The organism is Nocardioides soli (assembly GCF_014191495.1).
Taxonomy (GTDB): Bacteria; Actinomycetota; Actinomycetes; order Propionibacteriales; family Nocardioidaceae; genus Nocardioides; species Nocardioides soli.
This window is the reverse complement of record NZ_JACHWR010000005.1, coordinates 151,969-167,006: the sequence shown is the minus strand read 5'-3', so window position 1 is coordinate 167,006 and position 15,038 is coordinate 151,969. Positions and strand designations below refer to the sequence as shown.

The following is a 15,038-nucleotide window of genomic DNA, read 5'->3' as shown; positions in this document are numbered from 1 at the left end:
AACGTGACGGACTATCCCAGTTGCCCTCACGCGGTCGCGCGGTGCTCGCGCGGGCTCACGCCGTACTCACGCTTGAAGGCGGTGCTGAGCGCGAACGGCGTGGAGTAGCCGACCAGGCGGGCGACGCTGGCGACGGTGACCGCCGGGTCGCGCAGCAGGTCGGCGGCGAGGGCCAGCCGCCAGCCGGTGAGGAACGCCATCGGCGGCTCGCCGACGACGTCGGTGAAGCGGCGGGCGAACGCCGCGCGCGAGACGCCGCCGGCGGCGGCCAGGGACGCGACGGTCCACGGGTGCTCCGGGTGGTGCTGGAGCAGGCGCAGGGCCGGCCCGACGACCGGGTCGGACTGCCCGACGTACCAGGACGGCGGCGCCGCCTCGGGGCGGGAGAACCACGCGCGCAGCACCGCGATCAGCACCAGGTCGAGCAGCCGGTCGAGCACGGCGTCCTGGCCGGGCGCGTCCTTGACGATCTCGTCGGCGAGCAGCGGCACGAGCGGTGAGCCGAGCTCGTCCTCGGTCAGCACGACGAAGCGGGGCAGCGCGCGCAGCAGCCGCCGGCTCACCTCGCCCTCGAGCGCGTACGCGCCGGTCAGCATCACGGTCGAACCGGTGGCGCTGTTGCCCCAGCTGCGCACCCCCTGGTGCATCTCCTCCGCGAGCGGCCGGCCGTCGGGCGTCGTGCAGTGCTGCCCGGGGTGGATGACCGCCTGCACCGGCGTGGTCGGGGAGTCGGCGATGGTCCACCGGTCGGTGCCGACGGTGACGACCACGTCGCCCGGCCCCAGCCGGAAGGGCGGGCCGTCGTCGGGCACCGCCCACGCCTCTCCGCCGACGACCGCCGTCACGGTGAGCGGCGACTCGTCCTCCAACCGCACCGACCACGGCGGCTCCATCAGGCACCGCAGCAGGAACGCGCCGCGGGCCCGGGGGCCGTCGAGCAGGGCCGCCAGTCCATCCATGGTCCGAGCGTAGGTCTGGACGCTCGCGTATGGAAGAGTGCCGTACGACGATGGATCGTCTCGGCCGGCGGCGGTTGGCTGACGTCATGACCGATCTCCTGGACCAGCTCCGCAACCCGATCCTGCTCGCCGCGACGCTCGCCACCGGGCTGCAGGCGGGCACCTACTACACCTGGGCGAGCGGGGTGATGCCCGGACTCGCGCGGGTCGACGACCACACGTTCGTGTCGTCGATGAACCACATCAACGTCGCGATCGTGAACCCCGTCTTCCTGGCCACCTTCCTCGGTGCACCCGCGCTCGCGGCCGCGGCGGTCGCGGTCGGCCCGCCCGGCGCCCGGGGCTGGGCGGTCGCCGGCCTCGTGCTCGCGCTCGGCACCGTCGCGATCACGGCGGTCGGCAACGTCCCGCTGAACGACACCCTGGCGGCAGGTGGCTCGCGCACCGACTTCGAGACCGCATGGGTGCGGTGGAACGCCGCGCGCGCCGTCACCTCGACCACGTCGCTGGCCTGCCTCGCCTGGGCGGCACTGCGCGCCTAGATGACTAATTCCAAGGTCTCGCACGCTACGCGACGCTCAGCATCCACGCTGGCTGCGTTGCCAGCGCTCGAGAGACATCCAGTCTGTCGTCGCGCCGGCGCCTGGCCAGCGCGGCGCTGAGCGCCGCTCGCTTGCACGATCCCTTGGAATTACTCATCTAGCCCAGCGAGGGTGCGTCACGACGCGCTCAGCCACTCCCGCAGCCGCACGAACGTGTCGGGGCCGGCGTCCACGAGGACGCCGGCGGCCAGGTCGGCGATCGTGACGCCCCTCAGCGACTCGCGCCAGGCCTGCTCGGCCGCGTGCATCGCCCGCGCGACGCCGCAGGCCCGCTTGCAGGCGGCGGGCGAGGCCGGGAGCGGTCCGTTCTGCCGGATCTCGGTGCACCGGAAGGCCGGCTCACGTCCCTCGATCGCCAGCACCACGTCGAGCACGGTGATCTGCTCGGCCGGGCGGGTCAGGACGTAGCCGCCGACCCGCCCCTCGGTCGAGCTCACCAGGCCGTCGCGGGAGAGGTGCTGGAGGTGCTTGGCGAGGTAGGTGCGCGAGATGCCGTGGAACTCCGCGAGTCGCGGCGCGGGCACCGGACCGTCGGCCTGACTGAGCAGCACGCAGCAGTGGATCGCCCACTCGACCCCACCGGACATCTTCATGGCGCCCATCGTAGGACAAATTCACGGATGACAACTGTCCGCGTTAGTGATCTAATCACGGATATGTCATATCCGCGTTAGATGCCAAAAGGAGCCCACCATGAGGATCGCCGTCGCCGGAGCCACCGGCCGGATCGGCTCGCAGCTCACCGCGCTCGCCCGCCGGGAGGGACACGACGTCGTCGAGCTGTCCCGAGGGACCGGCTTCGACCTGCTCGCCCCCGCCGGCCTGGAGGCCGCGCTCTCCGGGGTCGAGGCCGTCGTCGACGTGACCGCCTGTCCGGTCGAGCAGGCGGGCTCGTTCTTCCCCGCGGTCGCCCGCAACGTGGGCGCGGCGGCGACCGCTGCTGGCGTACGCCGCAGCGTCGTCCTCTCGATCGTCGGGGTCGACCGAGCGCCCGACTACGACTACTACGTCGCGAAGCTCGCCCAGGAGGCGGCCTACCGCGAGGCCGCGCCGGGTGTCGTCGTGCTGCGGGCGACCCAGTTCTTCGACTTCGCCGGCCAGATGCTGGAGTGGAGCACCCAGGACGGTGTCGCGCACATCATCGACGTGCCCACGCAGCCGGTCGCGACCCCCGAGGTGGCGCGGCTGCTGCTCGACCTCGCCACGGGCGCGGTCGAGGGCGATGTCGACCTCGCCGGCCCGCAGGTCGAGAGCCTCGTCGACCAGGCGCGCCGGCTCGTCGCACGGACCGGCGCCGACGTACGGGTGGAGCCGAGCCCGGCACCCGCCAGCCTCGCCGGCGGCGCAATGCTGCCCGGTCCGGGGGCCCTGCTGCGCGGCGGGAGCTGGGGCGACTGGCTGGCCGCAGGGTAGGTAAGGCTCACTTGGCTGGACACGGTCCGCGGGTCGGGTCCACGGTGGTGCGATCGGACCGTCTCGGAGGATCGCCATGACCACCATGCAGCTCCCGATCATCAGCATGTGCAGCGTCGACGGCTGCTCGTACAACCACGACCACGACTGTCACGCCGGGGCCATCACCGTCACCGACGGCACCAGCTGCGGGACGTTCGTCTCCAACGGCGCCCACGACGCGGGCGTCGCCGCGCACGGCCAGGTCGGCGCCTGCCACCGCAGCGACTGCATCCACAACGACAAGCTCGAGTGCCGGGCCGCGAGCGTCAACATCGGGGCCGGTGACGACCCGGCCGACTGCCTGACGTTCGCGACGGCCTGAGGGTTCGGTCCGCCGAGAACCGCCAATTGTGGTGATCCTCCGCGACGGCGGCCGTTCCACCATTGCCGAGTATGAGCGTGCCGCAGCGGCCGGTCCCCGCGTGGAGCCGGCTGCGGCGCGCTCGAGCACGAGAGCGCGCGAGCGTTGGCTGACGTGCGGCCACGGGAGCCCCGGCCCCGCGGCAGGCTGAGCCGGGCCGCGGCCGCGATCGCCAGCAACGCGCGCAACCCCGACCTCCGCCGGGCACAGCTCAGCTTCCTCGGCGCCTGGACGGCGGAGTGGGCGTTCACCGTCGGGCTCGGGATCGTCGCCTACCGCGACGCGGGCGCGACCGCCGTCGGACTGGTCGGGCTCCTCCGCATGGCGCCGGCCGCGTTCGTGGCACCCCTGCTCTCGCCGCTGGCGGACCGCGGACGCCGGGAGCGGCTGCTGATCGTGGTGTCCACCCTGCGCGGTGTCGCCACGGCCGCCGCCGCGCTCGTCGTCGGACTCTCCGGCCCGACGTACGTCGTCTACCTGCTGGCGGTGCTGTCCACGATGGCCGCGACGCTCTACCGACCCGCGCACTCGGCGCTGCTCCCGTCGCTGTGCCGTTCGGGCTACGAGCTCGCCAGCGCCAACGTCGTGCGCGGGCTGCTCGACTCCACGGCCACCCTGGCGGGACCGCTGCTGGCGGCGCTGCTGCTCGAGCTCGCGGGCGTGACCGCGGTGTTCGCGGTGGCCTCGGCCGCGTCGCTGTGGGCGGCCCTCCTGCTGCTGGGGCTGCGGTACGACGCACCCCCACGCACCGCCGCCCCGCAGGACGACGGCCTGCTGCGCTCCGCCGCGACGGGGATCCGGGCCGTCCGCCGCAACGGCGACCTCGCGCTGATCATGGCCCTCGCCGTGGCGCAGACCCTGACCCGCGGCGCGCTGACGGTGCTCACCGTCGTGGTCGCCATCGACCTCCTCGACACCGGGGAGACCGGCGTCGGCCTGCTCACCGCCGCGATCGGAGCGGGTGCCGTGCTCGGCTCGCTGGCCGCGTCGCTCCTCGTCGACACCCGGAGCCTCGGGGGCTGGTTCGCCGTCGGGGTCGCCCTGTGGGGCACGCCGGTCGTCCTGATCGGCCTCGTCCCCCGGCAGGCGGCGGCGCTGGGCCTGCTCGCCTGCGTCGGGGTCGGCAACGCCCTGATCGACCTCGGCGGCTTCACCCTCCTGGGCCGGATCGCCCCCGACGAGGTCCTCGCCCGGGTCTTCGGAGTCCTGGAGAGCCTGGTCGCGGTGTCGATGGGTGTCGGCGCGATCGTGACGTCGCTGGCCGTCGACCGGGTCGGCGTACGGCCGACGCTGGCGCTCGTCGGGGCGCTGTGTCCCGTGTGCGCCGCGCTGGCCTGGCCCCGACTGCGGCGGATGGACCGGTCCATCCGCGTGCGCGACCGCGAGATCGCGATGCTGCAACGCGTGCCGATGCTGGGCGCCCTCCCCCTGCCCGCCATCGAGCAGCTCGCGCGCGGCCTGGAGCCGCTCGAGGTGCCCGCCGGCGCCACGGTCTTCGACCAGGGCGATGTCGGCGACCACTACTTCGTCATCGAGTCGGGCGCGGCCGAGGTGGTCGGCGACGGCAGCGTGATCACGGCGCTGGGGCCAGGAGAGGGGTTCGGGGAGATCGCGCTGCTACGGCGGACCGCCCGGACGGCGGCCGTCCGGGCCACCCGCGCACTCCGACTCCAGGCCCTGCGCGCCGAGCACTTCCTCGCCGCCGTGCAGGGCTTCCCGCCCAGCGCCACCGACGCGAGGACGACGGTCGACTCGATGCTCGACCGGTTCACTCCCCGCAGCGGCGTCGGGGAGCCACCGACCGCCCCACCCTCAGGAGGCACGCATGACTAGGTCCCACGAGTCGGCGACGCAGAGATCGCTGCTCCTCATCGCCGACATCGGCGGCTACACCGACTACATGCGGACCCACCGGATGAGCCTGGCGCACGCCGAGGTCAACACGTCGAGGCTGCTGGAGCGGGTGATCGACGCCGCGCCCGGGTTCGACCTGATCGAGGTCGAGGGCGACGCCGCCTTCCTGGCCCTCCCGGCCGACACGTTGGCCCCCGCCGCCGCGGTCGCCACGACCTTCGAGGTCGCCACGGCGATGCACCGCGCCTTCCACCTCGAGCGCCGGTACGTCGCCCGGAACCTGTGCCCCTGCCAGGGGTGCACCGAGGTCGACCGGTTGAGGCTGAAGTTCACCGCGCACATCGGCGAGGTGGCCACGCAGACGATCAGGCAGCGGCGCAAGCTCGTCGGGATCGACGTCATCCTCGTGCACCGCATGCTCAAGAACCGGGTGGACATTCCCGAGTACGTCCTGCTGTCCGAGGACCTCCACGGGCTTCAGGACGAGGCGTCCTCCGTGCCCGAACGCGAGGTCCTCGACGACCTGGAGGGCATCGGGCCGACCCGCGCGTACGCCGTGGACATGGCCGACCTGGCCGGTCCGGTGACCGAGCAGGTCGCGGACCCGTCCCTGCTCGCGCGGCTCGGCAGGACCCTGACCGTGGCCGGCTCCGGCATGCCGTACCTGCTCGGGCTACGGCGCCGTCGGGTCACCTCCGCGCAGTGACCCGGATCTGCGCGCCGTACCGCGGGACGCTGGTGATGTTGCGGACCTTGGGCTGGTCGCGGCGAACCGTCTCCACGTCGTACGCCGTGAAGACCTCGCGCAGCACGGCCACCCCCTCCATCAGCGAGAAACCGGCGCCGATGCAGCGGCGTACGCCGCCGCCGAAGGGGATCCAGGTGTTCGTGGGCGGGTTGTGGCCGAGGAACCGCTCGGGCCGGAACTCCCACGGGTCGTCGTGGTTGTCCTCGCGCTGGTGGGCGATGATGATCGACGGCCCGACGGTGGCGCCGCGGGGCAGTTCCCAGCCCGCGATCGTGACGGGTGCCATCAGGGTGCGCACCACCATCGGGATCACCGGGTGCAGGCGCATCGACTCCTTCAGCACCGCCTCCAGGAAGTCGTCGTCGCCCTCGGTCGCGGCGCGCTGGCAGCGGCGCAGCAGCTCCGGGTCGCGGCCGGCCTCGTACAGCGACCACGCCAGCGCCGTCGCCGTCGTCTCGTGACCGGCGAGCAGCAGGGTGACGAGCTGGTCGCGCAGCTCGCTGTCGCTCAGGCGGTCACCGGGCTGGTCCCCGCTCTCACCCTGGAGGATCAGCTTGGAGAGCACGTCGGTGCGGTCGGCCAGGTCGGGCGCCGCGCGCCGCTCGCGGATCTCGGCGTACATCAGCCCGTCGAGCTCGCGCTGGTTGTCGACGGTCGCCTTCCACGGGCCGAACCGCTGGAGCCGGGGGTAGCCCCACCCCAGCAGGATCGCCGGGCTGATGTTGACGGTCGCGTTGACGCGCGGGCGCAGCTGCGCGAGCCGGCTCTCGTCGGTGACCCCGAAGACGACGCGCAGGATCACCTCGAGGGTGAGCGCGTTCATCCGGTCGAGCGAGCGGAAGGACTCGCCGCTGCGCCAACCGCCGACCTCGGCCCGGGCGACCTCGGTGACGAGCGACTGGTAGTCCCGCAGGGCATGGCCGTTGAACGCCGGCATCAGCAGCTTGCGGGCGCGCTTGTGCTCGGCGCCGTCCTGGAGGAGCAGCGAGTGCTCGCCCATGATCGGGCCGAGGATGCCGTTGGCCTTGCCGGCGTGGAAGATCTCCGGGTCGCCGGCGAAGATCTCCTTCGCGTGCTCGGGCCGGGTGAAGAACACCAGCGGCCGACCGCCGGGGGCGAGCCGGACCGTGAAGACGTCGCCGTACCGGCGGCGCAGGTAGGGGTGGAACCGGTGCCGGAAGCGCAGCAGCCCGGCGGTCTGGATCAGCACCGGCCAGCGCGGGCCCGGCGGGAGCACGGCGGGGTCGACGGGCGGCAGCTTGTCCTGGTTGCCGGGGCTCATCTTCCGGAAGCGCTCGTCGGTCAGGGCCCGGGTCTCGGACGTCTGCACGGTGGCCATCACCTCATGGTGGACCCCTTGTTGAACATCCGTCAACAAGGGTGGAGAGCGGGAATCGGGATTCTCCGGTCCCGGGCGCCGCGGCGCCCTAGGCTGGCCTGCGGGAGAGCGGGCCGATCTCGAGGAGGACCCATGACCCAGCACCAGGTGCCGTCCACGACGCACGATCGCGCGGGCAGGCCCGCCGCTGACGAGCGGTCCGCCACGAGCGCGAGGTCGACTCCGGCGAGCCCGGTGCCCCTCGCCGTACGCCGCAGCCACGACGCGCCCGCCGGTGTGCCCGAGCACGCCGAGCACCCTCTCGGGCGACTGCGGCGCGCAGTGACGCCCGGCGTCGGCGGCATCATCCGGCGCGACAAGACCAAGACCAAGGTCAAGAAGAAGACGCCGCAGGAGCTCGCCGACGAGCAGAAGCCCCAGTCCGGCACGACGTACACGCTCGCCGAGGCCCGGGCCAAGCTGAAGTCGTTCGACCACAACCAGTCCGGCGTCCCCTTCCGCAAGCAGATCGCCGGGGCGTGGGCCGACTACATCTTCGCGACCTTCTCCACCCTCAAGGCGGGGGTCGTCCGCGACACCTACAAGAGCTCCTTCGACAAGGGTCACGTCGACGAGTTCTCGGTGAGCCAGGAGATCGACGGGATCCCGGAGATCGTCATCCATGCCCACATGGACAAGGACGGCAAGCCCAAGCCGGGCAACGGCGTCCACTGGAAGTGGGAGGACGGCGAGAAGGTGGCCGAGAGCTACGAGATGAGCTCGGCACTCGTGGCCAAGCTGCTCGACTCGGCCAAGGCCAAGACCAGCTGGACCACCAAGGTGTCCCTGCCGACCGGCGGCGGCACGGGCACGCCCACCCCCACGCCGACCACACCGACTCCGCCCACGACACCGGTGACGACTACCGTCACTCCCACCCTGCCCACTACGTGAGGAGCATCCCGCCGTGTCCGACGCGCAGGAGAGCATCGATCGCACCGTCGAGTCCATCCAGGCGGCGATCACCCAGGTCGTCCTGGACCGCGGGTGGGGCCTGACCCAGATCCCCGGCAAGCTGATCTGGTCGCTCGAGCTCCAGGGCGAGCGCACCTACCAGTGCTACATCCAGATCGAGGCGGACGAGGGCCAGGCGCTCTTCTACGGCATCGTGCCGACCACGGTCGCGCCCGACGCCCGCACCGAGGCGGCGGTCGCGGTGACGGCGATCAACTACGGGCTCGCCGTCGGCAAGTTCGAGCTCGACCTCACCGACGGCGAGGTGCGGTTCTCCACCGGCATCGACGTCCGCGGCACCACCCTCGACCCGGTCGTGTACGCCCGGATGGCCGACCACACGATCGAGATGCTCGACGCCTACACGCCGACGCTCCTGGAGCGGATCCCGCTGCCCGACCTGGGTGGCTAGGCGGGATAGTCCGTCACGTTTCGGTTGCCTCCGGGCTCCCAGGACAACCAGAACGTGACGGACTATCCCGGTCGGCCGAGCACCCGACGCAGGAACGCCACCTGGTGCTCGACGGCCGGGCCGTGCCAGGCCTTGCCCGGCCAGACGTCGAAGTGGTCGCAGGGGTAGTGCCGCACCTGCGCGCGGCCGGCGAAGGCGGCCTTGGCGGCGGCCCGCGGCGGCGCGCTGCGGTCGTAGTCGGCGATCTGGACGAGCAGCGGGGCGCGTACGTCGCGCGCCGATCGCCCCGGCCGGTGGTTGCCGAGCTCGAGCCCGACGGCGGCGTCGACCTCGTTGCGCCAGGTGGGGCCGGCGATCGAGAGGTAGTCCTCCAGGCAGCCGTCGAGCGTCAGTGCGCCGAGCGCGCCGGGGCGGGCGACGACCGGCATCGTCCGCGGCCTGCCCAGCCTCGACCGGAGGCCGAGCACCGTCGAGCGGGCCAGCGCCGAGGGTCGGTGGTGCGCCAGCGCGTGCCGGCCGGCGGCCCGGCCGTCGACGAGCGGCGTCAGCGAGACCACCGCGGCGACGTCGTCGCGATGGGCGGCCGCGGCGAGCACGTGCCCTCCGGAGAGCGAGACTCCCCAGAGCACCAGTCGTCGGGGATCGACTCCGGGCAGCCGTGCGGCGGCGGCCATCGCGGCACGGTAGTCGTCGAGCTGGCCGGCCATCGAGACGGTCTGCCGCGGCTCGCCCGCCGAGGCCCCGAACCCCCGGTAGTCGAAGGCCAGCACGTCGAGACCGGCGGCGGCGAGCGCCTCCGCGAACGGCATCAGGCCGGAGTCGACGGTGCCGCCGAGCCCGTGTGCCATCACGACCACCGGGCGACCGGCATCGGTCGCGAGGCCGTCGCCCGCACCGGTGACGTGCGCGGCGTGGCACGCGACCCCGGCGGAGCGGAACGTGACGTCGTGGTGCTTCACGTGGTCCTCCCGTAGATGCTGGCCAACCAGACGTGCACGACCGCGTCGAGGTGCCCGTCGAGGTCGAGGCCGTCGCCGGCGTGGACGACCCGGGCCAGGGTGCGGTCGTTGAGGTCGAGCAGCGCGGTGGCGACGGCGCGCGCATCGGGACCCTCCGGCGCGGCGCCGGACTCTCGCTCCGCGACGATCAGCTCGGCGACGACGTCGGCGTACGACGCCTGGAACGCGTCCCACTGGTCGCGGACCGCCGGGCTGACGGCCCGTGCGTCGAGGATCGCCCGGTAGAGATGCGTGCGCTGGCCCCAGCCCGCGACGATCGCCCGGATCGCCATGGAGATCCGGTCGCGCACGGTGCCGTCACCACCCAGTACGGCGGCCGCGTCGAAGCCGTCGGCGTACATCTCCTCGTAGAGCGCGGCGACGGCGGCGGCCTTGTTCTCGAAGTAGAAGTAGAACGCCGAGCGGGTGACGCCGGCGCGGCGCGAGATGTCCGCGATGTTGATGGCGTCGAGCGAGCTGCCGTCGCACAGGTGCTCCTCCAGCGCGGCCAGCAGCGCCGTACGCCGCTGGTCTCCCTTGGTCGCGGTCACGACGCCCGCCTCGCGTGGGCGCGCCGGCGGCCCTGCGGCAGCTCCTTGGTGCGCATCTGGTGCTCGTAGACGAAGTAGTCGAGCTGGTGGGTGTGCCGCGGCCGGTCGAGCATGTGCCCCATGTAGCGCTCGTCGTCGGCCCTGATCTCGGCGTACATCTCGGCCTCGGACGGCGGGGCGTACTCGCCGATGGCGTACGCCGCGATCAGCCGCGCCTGGCTCTCCACGAACGGGAACAGCGTCGGCGTCGCCTGCGCGAAGCCGGCGAAGAGCAGGTCGTCGATGCCCGGCCTGATGATCCGGCGGTAGAGGTCGATCCGGTTCTCCGGCGCACTGATGAAGTCGGGGTCGAAGAACGGGAAGGTCAGGTTGTAGCCGGTGGCGTAGACGATGACGTCGAAGTCGGCACTGGTGCCGTCCTCGAAGTGCACGGCCTCGCCGTCCAGCCGGGCGATGTTGCCCTTAGGTGTCACATCGCCCGACTTCAGGCGCAGGGGCAGCTCACCGGACTGGGTCGGGTGCGCTTCGAAGAACTTGTGGTTCGGCTCCGGCAGGCCGTAGAGCGTCGGGTCGGACGCCGTGAACCGCTGCCCCCACTGGGCGAACCTGCGCTGCCATGAGAGCGGGAGCTGCGGGATGGTCCGGTAGCTCATGTCGGCGGCCTTGCCGTACAGCAGCTTCGGCACGATCCAGGCGCTGCTGCGCGTGGACAGCGTGACCTCGTTGCGCAGCGCCCGTTGCGAGAGCTCGACGGTGATGTCGGCGGCGCTGTTGCCGAGGCCGACGACCAGGATCCGCTGGTCCATCAGGTGCAGCGGCGTCCACGGGTCGATGTAATGGTGGGAGTGGATGGTCTCTCCGGAGAACTCCCCGGGGAAGTCGGCGGTCCGCGGGTCCCAGTGGTGGCCGTTGGCGACCACGAGCAGGTCGAAGCGCCGGGTCTCGCCGCGCTGGGTCCGCAGCTCCCACCCGCCGCCCGGCAGCCGGTCGGCGTGCACCACGCCGTTGCCGAACTCGATGCGCTCGCGCACGCCGAACGCGTCGGCGTACGCGTCGAGGTAGTCCTTGATCAGGGTGTGGTGCGGGAAGTCCGGATAGTGCTCGGGCATCGGGAAGTCCTGGAAGGACAGTTGGTGCTTCGAGGTGTCGATGTGCAGCGAGCGGTAGGCGCTGCTGTGCCCGTTCGGGTTGCCGAAGGCCCAGTTGCCGCCGACCCGGTCGGAGGACTCGAACGTGGTGTACGGCACGCCGTAGTCGCCCAGCATCTTGCTGGCGGTCAGGCCGCTGATGCCCGCGCCGATGACCGCCGTCGTAGGTCGCGCCATCGGCTCTCCCCCCGCAGTGGAACGTGTTCTATTCGGGACGGTAGGGCCTCGGATTGACACGCGTCAACTCGTCCGGGGAGCTCCGCCCGGACGTCATACGGACAGTGCGTCCCCTTCCTCCGTCCGTATGACGTCCCGGCGCGGCCTACGAGCGGCGCGCCGCGCTGACCAGCTCGTGCGCCGGCACCGGGCTGTCCCGGCCGGCCTTGCAGGTGAGGCGGGTCGCGGTGCTCGGCTCGCGCGAGGTGCGCACCACCACGTCGTACGTCGCCCCCGCGACCGCGAACGTCGCCCGGGTCAGGTCGCCGTCGGTGGACCGCTCGACCAGCGCCACGTCGTCGATGCGGGTCGCGCCGAGCTCGCGGCGCAGGAAGGCCTCGGCGGCCTGGACGCCCATCGGGTGGGAGGCGCGGCCGCGCAGGTGGTCGAGGTCGAGCTCGCCGGACAGGTGGGCGCCGGCGACCGCGATCGACGACGCGGGGTCGAGCCGGCCGTAGTAGAGGCCGTGCGGGAGCACCACCAGGTTGGCGGCGAACCGGTCGCCGCCGATGTGCGAGACCTCCCAGGTCTCCTCGGGGCGGGCGCGGTCCAGCGCCCGCGCCACCGGCCGGCCCCGCTCGGCGCAGCAGACGTCGTGGCGGCCGTTGGTGCAGACACCGAAGATCGAGCCGGCGTACGCCGCGAGGCCCGACGTGCCGCCGCGACGCAGCGATCCGAGGTCGACGTCGAGCACCTCGCGCGGGTCGGCGAGGAGGCCCGACTCGAGGCGGGGGCGCACCGGGTCCGCGTACGCCGCGAACGCGCGTACGCCGTCGGGCGAGTCGGGCTTGGAGCTGAACCGGCGGATCAGCAGCACCTTGGCGCGGTGCTCCCTCGCGCGCCGCTCGAGCTCCGCGCCGAGGCCCTCGGGGAGTCGGGCGTCCCGCAGCGCGCGGTCGCCCCATGGCCCGACGTGCTCGAGCAGCAGCCAGGTGCGGACATGGGTGGCGGTGCCGGCCACGGGCTCGTCACGCAGCAGGCTCTGGGCCGCGCAGCGCGGCTCCGGTCGGGTCGTCACCCGATCTCCAGCAGCCCTTCGCGGACCAGCCGGCGACACAGCACCAGGCTGCTCTCGGGGTCGAGCGGCAGATCGCCCGGGGTGAGCTTCTCGCGGCCGCGGACCTCCTCGAGCGCCGGACGGATCCGGGCCGGCACCGTCAGCGACCGGTCGCCGAGCAGAACCTCGACGGTGTCGTCGCGGTCGAGCAGCACGCAGGGATGGCCCGGCCGGCGGCGCAGGGTCGTGGTCGCGACGATCGCGTCGCGATCGAGGACCTCGTGCAGGCCGCCGGCGAGGCGCGGCGGCCGCGAGGTGAGGAAGCGGCGTACCTCGGCCTCGACCGCGGCGTCGGCGTCGAGGGCGCGGACGGCGTCGGCGAGCCGTTCGAGACGGCTCGCCAGGCCCGGGGCCAGCAGCGCCGGGTCGTCGAGGAAGCCGGCCGGCAGGTGCTCGTCGCGCACCTCCTCGAGCACGGGCGCGATGGTGCGCTCGAGCAGCCCACGCCAGGTCAGCTGGTTGATGCCCAGCGTGATGTGCAGCGAGACGGTCTCCTGCGCGCGGGCGGCGTGCGGGGTGCCGGTGGGCAGGTACATCGACACCCCGGGCTCCAGCAGCACCTCCTGGGCACCGTCGTCGCCGTGCACCTCCCACAGCTTGGAGCCCGCGGTCTGGAGGACGAAGACGTCGTGGGAGTCGGCGTGCACCGCGAAGCCCTGAGCGCCCGGCGGCGTCAGGTAGGCGTTGGCCTGGCAGGGGTGGCCGAGCTCGAGCTCGAGGTCCGCGAGGAGGCGGGTCAGGGGCGGCCAGTAGCGGTGCAGCCCCTGGAAGACGACGGTCGCGCCGTCGTCGAAGAGCGCCAGCGCCTTGCGGACGTCGACCAGCCCGGACAGGGCCCTGCCGGCGATCGTGGCGCTGCGGGTGTACGTCGCCTCGGGCAGCACGCTGCCGTCCTTGGCCATCCTGATCGACGGCGTGCGGATCGCGGTCGCGGTCAGCAGGTGGTCGGCGTCGTCGAGCGAGAGGAGCCCGATCAGGTCCGCCGGGTCGGTCCGGTGGAGATGGACGCGGGACGCCCAGACCGAGGTCCGGAAGGTCCGGGCGTCACCGCTGAGCAGGTCGAGTGCGCTCACTCAGGCGTCGGTGCCGTCGCTGTCCGAGCCGTCGCCGTCGGTGCCGTCACCGTCCGTGCCGTCACCATCGGTGCTGTCACCGTCGGTCCCGTCGCCGTCCGAGCCGTCGCTGTCCGAACCATCACTGTCGGAGCCATCGGTGCCGTCGGCGTCGCCGCCGACCCCACCACTCCCGCCGGGACCGGTGGTCGTCATCTCGTCGTCGCTGAGGGGCTCTTCCGGGGTCATCGCGTCCTCCTGGGTCGGGTACCGCTTGTGTGGTCAGTCTGCTGCGCAGCGGACCGACCCACAAGCGGTACCCGAGCCGACGATCGCCTACACCAGGACGCGCGGCCGGGCTCAGCCGACCAGGCGGCTCTCCCGGTCGTAGTTGCGGCCGAGGAACGCCGGCTGCCGGGCCCAGCGGAACGCGAACACCATGACCAGCAGCGTGGCGACGTACGGGAGCATCAGCACGAACTGGTGCGGGATGCCGATCCCGGCCACCTGGGCCCGGAGCGCGAGCACCTCCATGCCGGCGAGGAACGCCGCGCCCGCGACCACGAGGTGCGGACGCCAGCCGCCGAGGAACGCCAGCGCGATGACCAGCCAGCCGCGGCCGGCCACCATGCCCTCGGTGTAGAGGCCGGTGTAGACCATCGGGAGGTACGCACCCGCGACACCGACCAGGCCCGAGCCGACCACGGTCGACCAGGTGCGCGCCCACGTCACGTTGATGCCGAGGCTGTCCGCGGCCTTCGGGTTCTCACCGATCGACCGGAACGCCAGCCCGCTGCGGGTCTTGTACATGAACCAGTAGATGACCGCGGAGATCAGGAACGCGGCGTACACGACCAGGTCGTGGTCGAACAGCACCTCGCCCAGGAACGGGATCTTCGACAGCAGCGGGATCGGGTAGTCGTCGAGCGTCGGGATCAGCGGCGGCTCCATGGTCACGCCGATCACCTCGCGGTAGAGGAGACCGGCGGCACCCAGTGCGGCGAAGTAGAGCGCGAGGCCGACGACGAACTGGTCCAGCCGGAGCTGGGTCGTCATGTAGGCGAGCACCAGACCGAACAGGGCGGCGATCGCGAAGGCGGCGCCGAGACCGACGGTGTTGCTGCCGACCTTGAAGCTGACCAGGAAGCCGACGGCCGCGCCGAGGACCATCAGGCCCTCCTGCGAGACGTTGAAGACGCCGGCCCGGCCGCTCAGCACGGTGCCCTGCGCGGCGAGCAGGAACGGCACCATCGCCGGGATCATCAGCGTGAGGAACTCGGTGATCTCACCCAT

17 protein-coding genes are annotated in these 15,038 nt (G+C 72.5%); 7 read left to right on the top strand and 10 right to left on the bottom strand.

The features are described 5' to 3' along the window. Window positions 1-26 precede the first annotated feature (26 nt). Entirely contained in the window at window positions 27-959 is a 933-nt protein-coding gene (locus FHU40_RS25010; protein WP_183595227.1) for an AraC family transcriptional regulator, read from the bottom strand. A gap of 86 nt (window positions 960-1,045) precedes the next feature. Here FHU40_RS25010 and FHU40_RS25005 point away from each other — a divergent pair, with 86 nt between their 5' ends. After that, window positions 1,046-1,501, top strand: a complete 456-nt coding sequence (locus FHU40_RS25005) for an anthrone oxygenase family protein (RefSeq protein ID WP_183595226.1) — start codon at window positions 1,046-1,048, stop codon at window positions 1,499-1,501. Window positions 1,502-1,677: 176 nt separating this feature from the next. Here the strand turns inward: FHU40_RS25005 and FHU40_RS25000 are convergent, their stop codons facing one another. Next, window positions 1,678-2,154, bottom strand: coding sequence for an RrF2 family transcriptional regulator (locus FHU40_RS25000; protein WP_183595225.1), 477 nt, complete (start codon window positions 2,152-2,154; stop codon window positions 1,678-1,680). A 100-nt stretch (window positions 2,155-2,254) separates the two neighbouring features. On the opposite strand from FHU40_RS25000, the gene FHU40_RS24995 reads away from it, so the two are divergent. The 4 genes from FHU40_RS24995 (at window position 2,255) to FHU40_RS24980 (ending at window position 5,937) form a co-directional block, all read left to right on the top strand. Further along, a complete protein-coding gene (locus FHU40_RS24995; RefSeq protein ID WP_183595224.1) occupies window positions 2,255-2,974 on the top strand; it encodes an SDR family oxidoreductase in 720 nt (239 codons plus the stop codon). A 76-nt stretch (window positions 2,975-3,050) separates the two neighbouring features. Next, on the top strand, window positions 3,051-3,338 hold the full coding sequence (locus FHU40_RS24990; protein ID WP_183595223.1) for a DUF1540 domain-containing protein: 288 nt from the start codon (window positions 3,051-3,053) through the stop codon (window positions 3,336-3,338). 153 nt (window positions 3,339-3,491) lie between these two features. Then, window positions 3,492-5,210: an MFS transporter gene (locus FHU40_RS24985; protein WP_183595222.1), complete on the top strand. Its 1,719-nt coding sequence runs from the start codon at window positions 3,492-3,494 to the stop codon at window positions 5,208-5,210. Continuing rightward, window positions 5,203-5,937, top strand: coding sequence for a DUF2652 domain-containing protein (locus tag FHU40_RS24980; protein ID WP_183595221.1), 735 nt, complete (start codon window positions 5,203-5,205; stop codon window positions 5,935-5,937). The genes FHU40_RS24985 and FHU40_RS24980 overlap by 8 nt, the downstream gene beginning before the upstream one ends. On the opposite strand, the gene FHU40_RS24975 is transcribed toward FHU40_RS24980, so the two are convergent. Then, complete coding sequence (locus FHU40_RS24975) at window positions 5,921-7,318, bottom strand: cytochrome P450 (RefSeq protein ID WP_183595220.1); 1,398 nt, start codon at window positions 7,316-7,318, stop codon at window positions 5,921-5,923. The two genes, FHU40_RS24980 and FHU40_RS24975, sit on opposite strands and share 17 nt — an antisense overlap. A 132-nt stretch (window positions 7,319-7,450) precedes the next feature. Here FHU40_RS24975 and FHU40_RS24970 point away from each other — a divergent pair, with 132 nt between their 5' ends. Both FHU40_RS24970 and FHU40_RS24965 read left to right on the top strand, forming a co-directional pair. After that, window positions 7,451-8,251 (top strand): hypothetical protein, encoded by an 801-nt coding sequence (locus FHU40_RS24970; RefSeq protein WP_183595219.1) that lies wholly within the window; start codon window positions 7,451-7,453, stop codon window positions 8,249-8,251. Between the two features lie 13 nt (window positions 8,252-8,264). Continuing rightward, window positions 8,265-8,723 (top strand): YbjN domain-containing protein, encoded by a 459-nt coding sequence (locus FHU40_RS24965; protein ID WP_183595218.1) that lies wholly within the window; start codon window positions 8,265-8,267, stop codon window positions 8,721-8,723. A 62-nt stretch (window positions 8,724-8,785) separates the two neighbouring features. Here the strand turns inward: FHU40_RS24965 and FHU40_RS24960 are convergent, their stop codons facing one another. The 7 genes from FHU40_RS24960 to FHU40_RS24930 form a co-directional block, all read right to left on the bottom strand. Further along, entirely contained in the window at window positions 8,786-9,682 is an 897-nt protein-coding gene (locus tag FHU40_RS24960) for an alpha/beta hydrolase (RefSeq protein WP_215525538.1), read from the bottom strand. After that, window positions 9,679-10,272 carry a TetR/AcrR family transcriptional regulator gene (locus FHU40_RS24955; RefSeq protein ID WP_183595217.1) on the bottom strand — a complete coding sequence of 198 codons (594 nt, stop codon included), beginning with the start codon at window positions 10,270-10,272 and terminating at the stop codon, window positions 9,679-9,681. The genes FHU40_RS24960 and FHU40_RS24955 overlap by 4 nt, the downstream gene beginning before the upstream one ends. Then, window positions 10,269-11,597: a flavin-containing monooxygenase gene (locus FHU40_RS24950; RefSeq protein WP_183595216.1), complete on the bottom strand. Its 1,329-nt coding sequence runs from the start codon at window positions 11,595-11,597 to the stop codon at window positions 10,269-10,271. Before FHU40_RS24950 ends, FHU40_RS24955 begins: the two co-directional genes overlap by 4 nt. A gap of 145 nt (window positions 11,598-11,742) precedes the next feature. Next, on the bottom strand, window positions 11,743-12,654 hold the full coding sequence (locus FHU40_RS29785) for a sucrase ferredoxin (protein ID WP_183595215.1): 912 nt from the start codon (window positions 12,652-12,654) through the stop codon (window positions 11,743-11,745). Further along, on the bottom strand, window positions 12,651-13,766 hold the full coding sequence (locus tag FHU40_RS24940; RefSeq protein WP_183595214.1) for a JmjC domain-containing protein: 1,116 nt from the start codon (window positions 13,764-13,766) through the stop codon (window positions 12,651-12,653). Before FHU40_RS24940 ends, FHU40_RS29785 begins: the two co-directional genes overlap by 4 nt. Next, window positions 13,767-13,994: a hypothetical protein gene (locus FHU40_RS24935; protein WP_183595213.1), complete on the bottom strand. Its 228-nt coding sequence runs from the start codon at window positions 13,992-13,994 to the stop codon at window positions 13,767-13,769. Window positions 13,995-14,105: 111 nt separating this feature from the next. After that, window positions 14,106-15,038: an ABC transporter permease gene (locus FHU40_RS24930; protein WP_215525542.1), complete on the bottom strand. Its 933-nt coding sequence runs from the start codon at window positions 15,036-15,038 to the stop codon at window positions 14,106-14,108.

Excerpts from the sequence above, each read along its gene's own strand:
- FHU40_RS25005 (WP_183595226.1), top strand. The coding sequence starts at position 1,046 with ATGACCGATCTCCTGGACCAGCTCCGCAACCCGATCCTGCTCGCCGCG.
- FHU40_RS24970 (WP_183595219.1), top strand. The coding sequence starts at position 7,451 with ATGACCCAGCACCAGGTGCCGTCCACGACGCACGATCGCGCGGGCAGG.
- FHU40_RS24950 (WP_183595216.1), bottom strand. The coding sequence starts at position 11,597 with ATGGCGCGACCTACGACGGCGGTCATCGGCGCGGGCATCAGCGGCCTG.
- FHU40_RS24935 (WP_183595213.1), bottom strand. The coding sequence starts at position 13,994 with ATGACCCCGGAAGAGCCCCTCAGCGACGACGAGATGACGACCACCGGT.
- FHU40_RS24930 (WP_215525542.1), bottom strand. The coding sequence starts at position 15,038 with ATGGGTGAGATCACCGAGTTCCTCACGCTGATGATCCCGGCGATGGTG.
- FHU40_RS25000 (WP_183595225.1), bottom strand. The coding sequence starts at position 2,154 with ATGAAGATGTCCGGTGGGGTCGAGTGGGCGATCCACTGCTGCGTGCTG.
- FHU40_RS24975 (WP_183595220.1), bottom strand. The coding sequence starts at position 7,318 with ATGGCCACCGTGCAGACGTCCGAGACCCGGGCCCTGACCGACGAGCGC.
- FHU40_RS24995 (WP_183595224.1), top strand. The coding sequence starts at position 2,255 with ATGAGGATCGCCGTCGCCGGAGCCACCGGCCGGATCGGCTCGCAGCTC.
- FHU40_RS25010 (WP_183595227.1), bottom strand. The coding sequence starts at position 959 with ATGGATGGACTGGCGGCCCTGCTCGACGGCCCCCGGGCCCGCGGCGCG.
- FHU40_RS24990 (WP_183595223.1), top strand. The coding sequence starts at position 3,051 with ATGACCACCATGCAGCTCCCGATCATCAGCATGTGCAGCGTCGACGGC.
- FHU40_RS24980 (WP_183595221.1), top strand. The coding sequence starts at position 5,203 with ATGACTAGGTCCCACGAGTCGGCGACGCAGAGATCGCTGCTCCTCATC.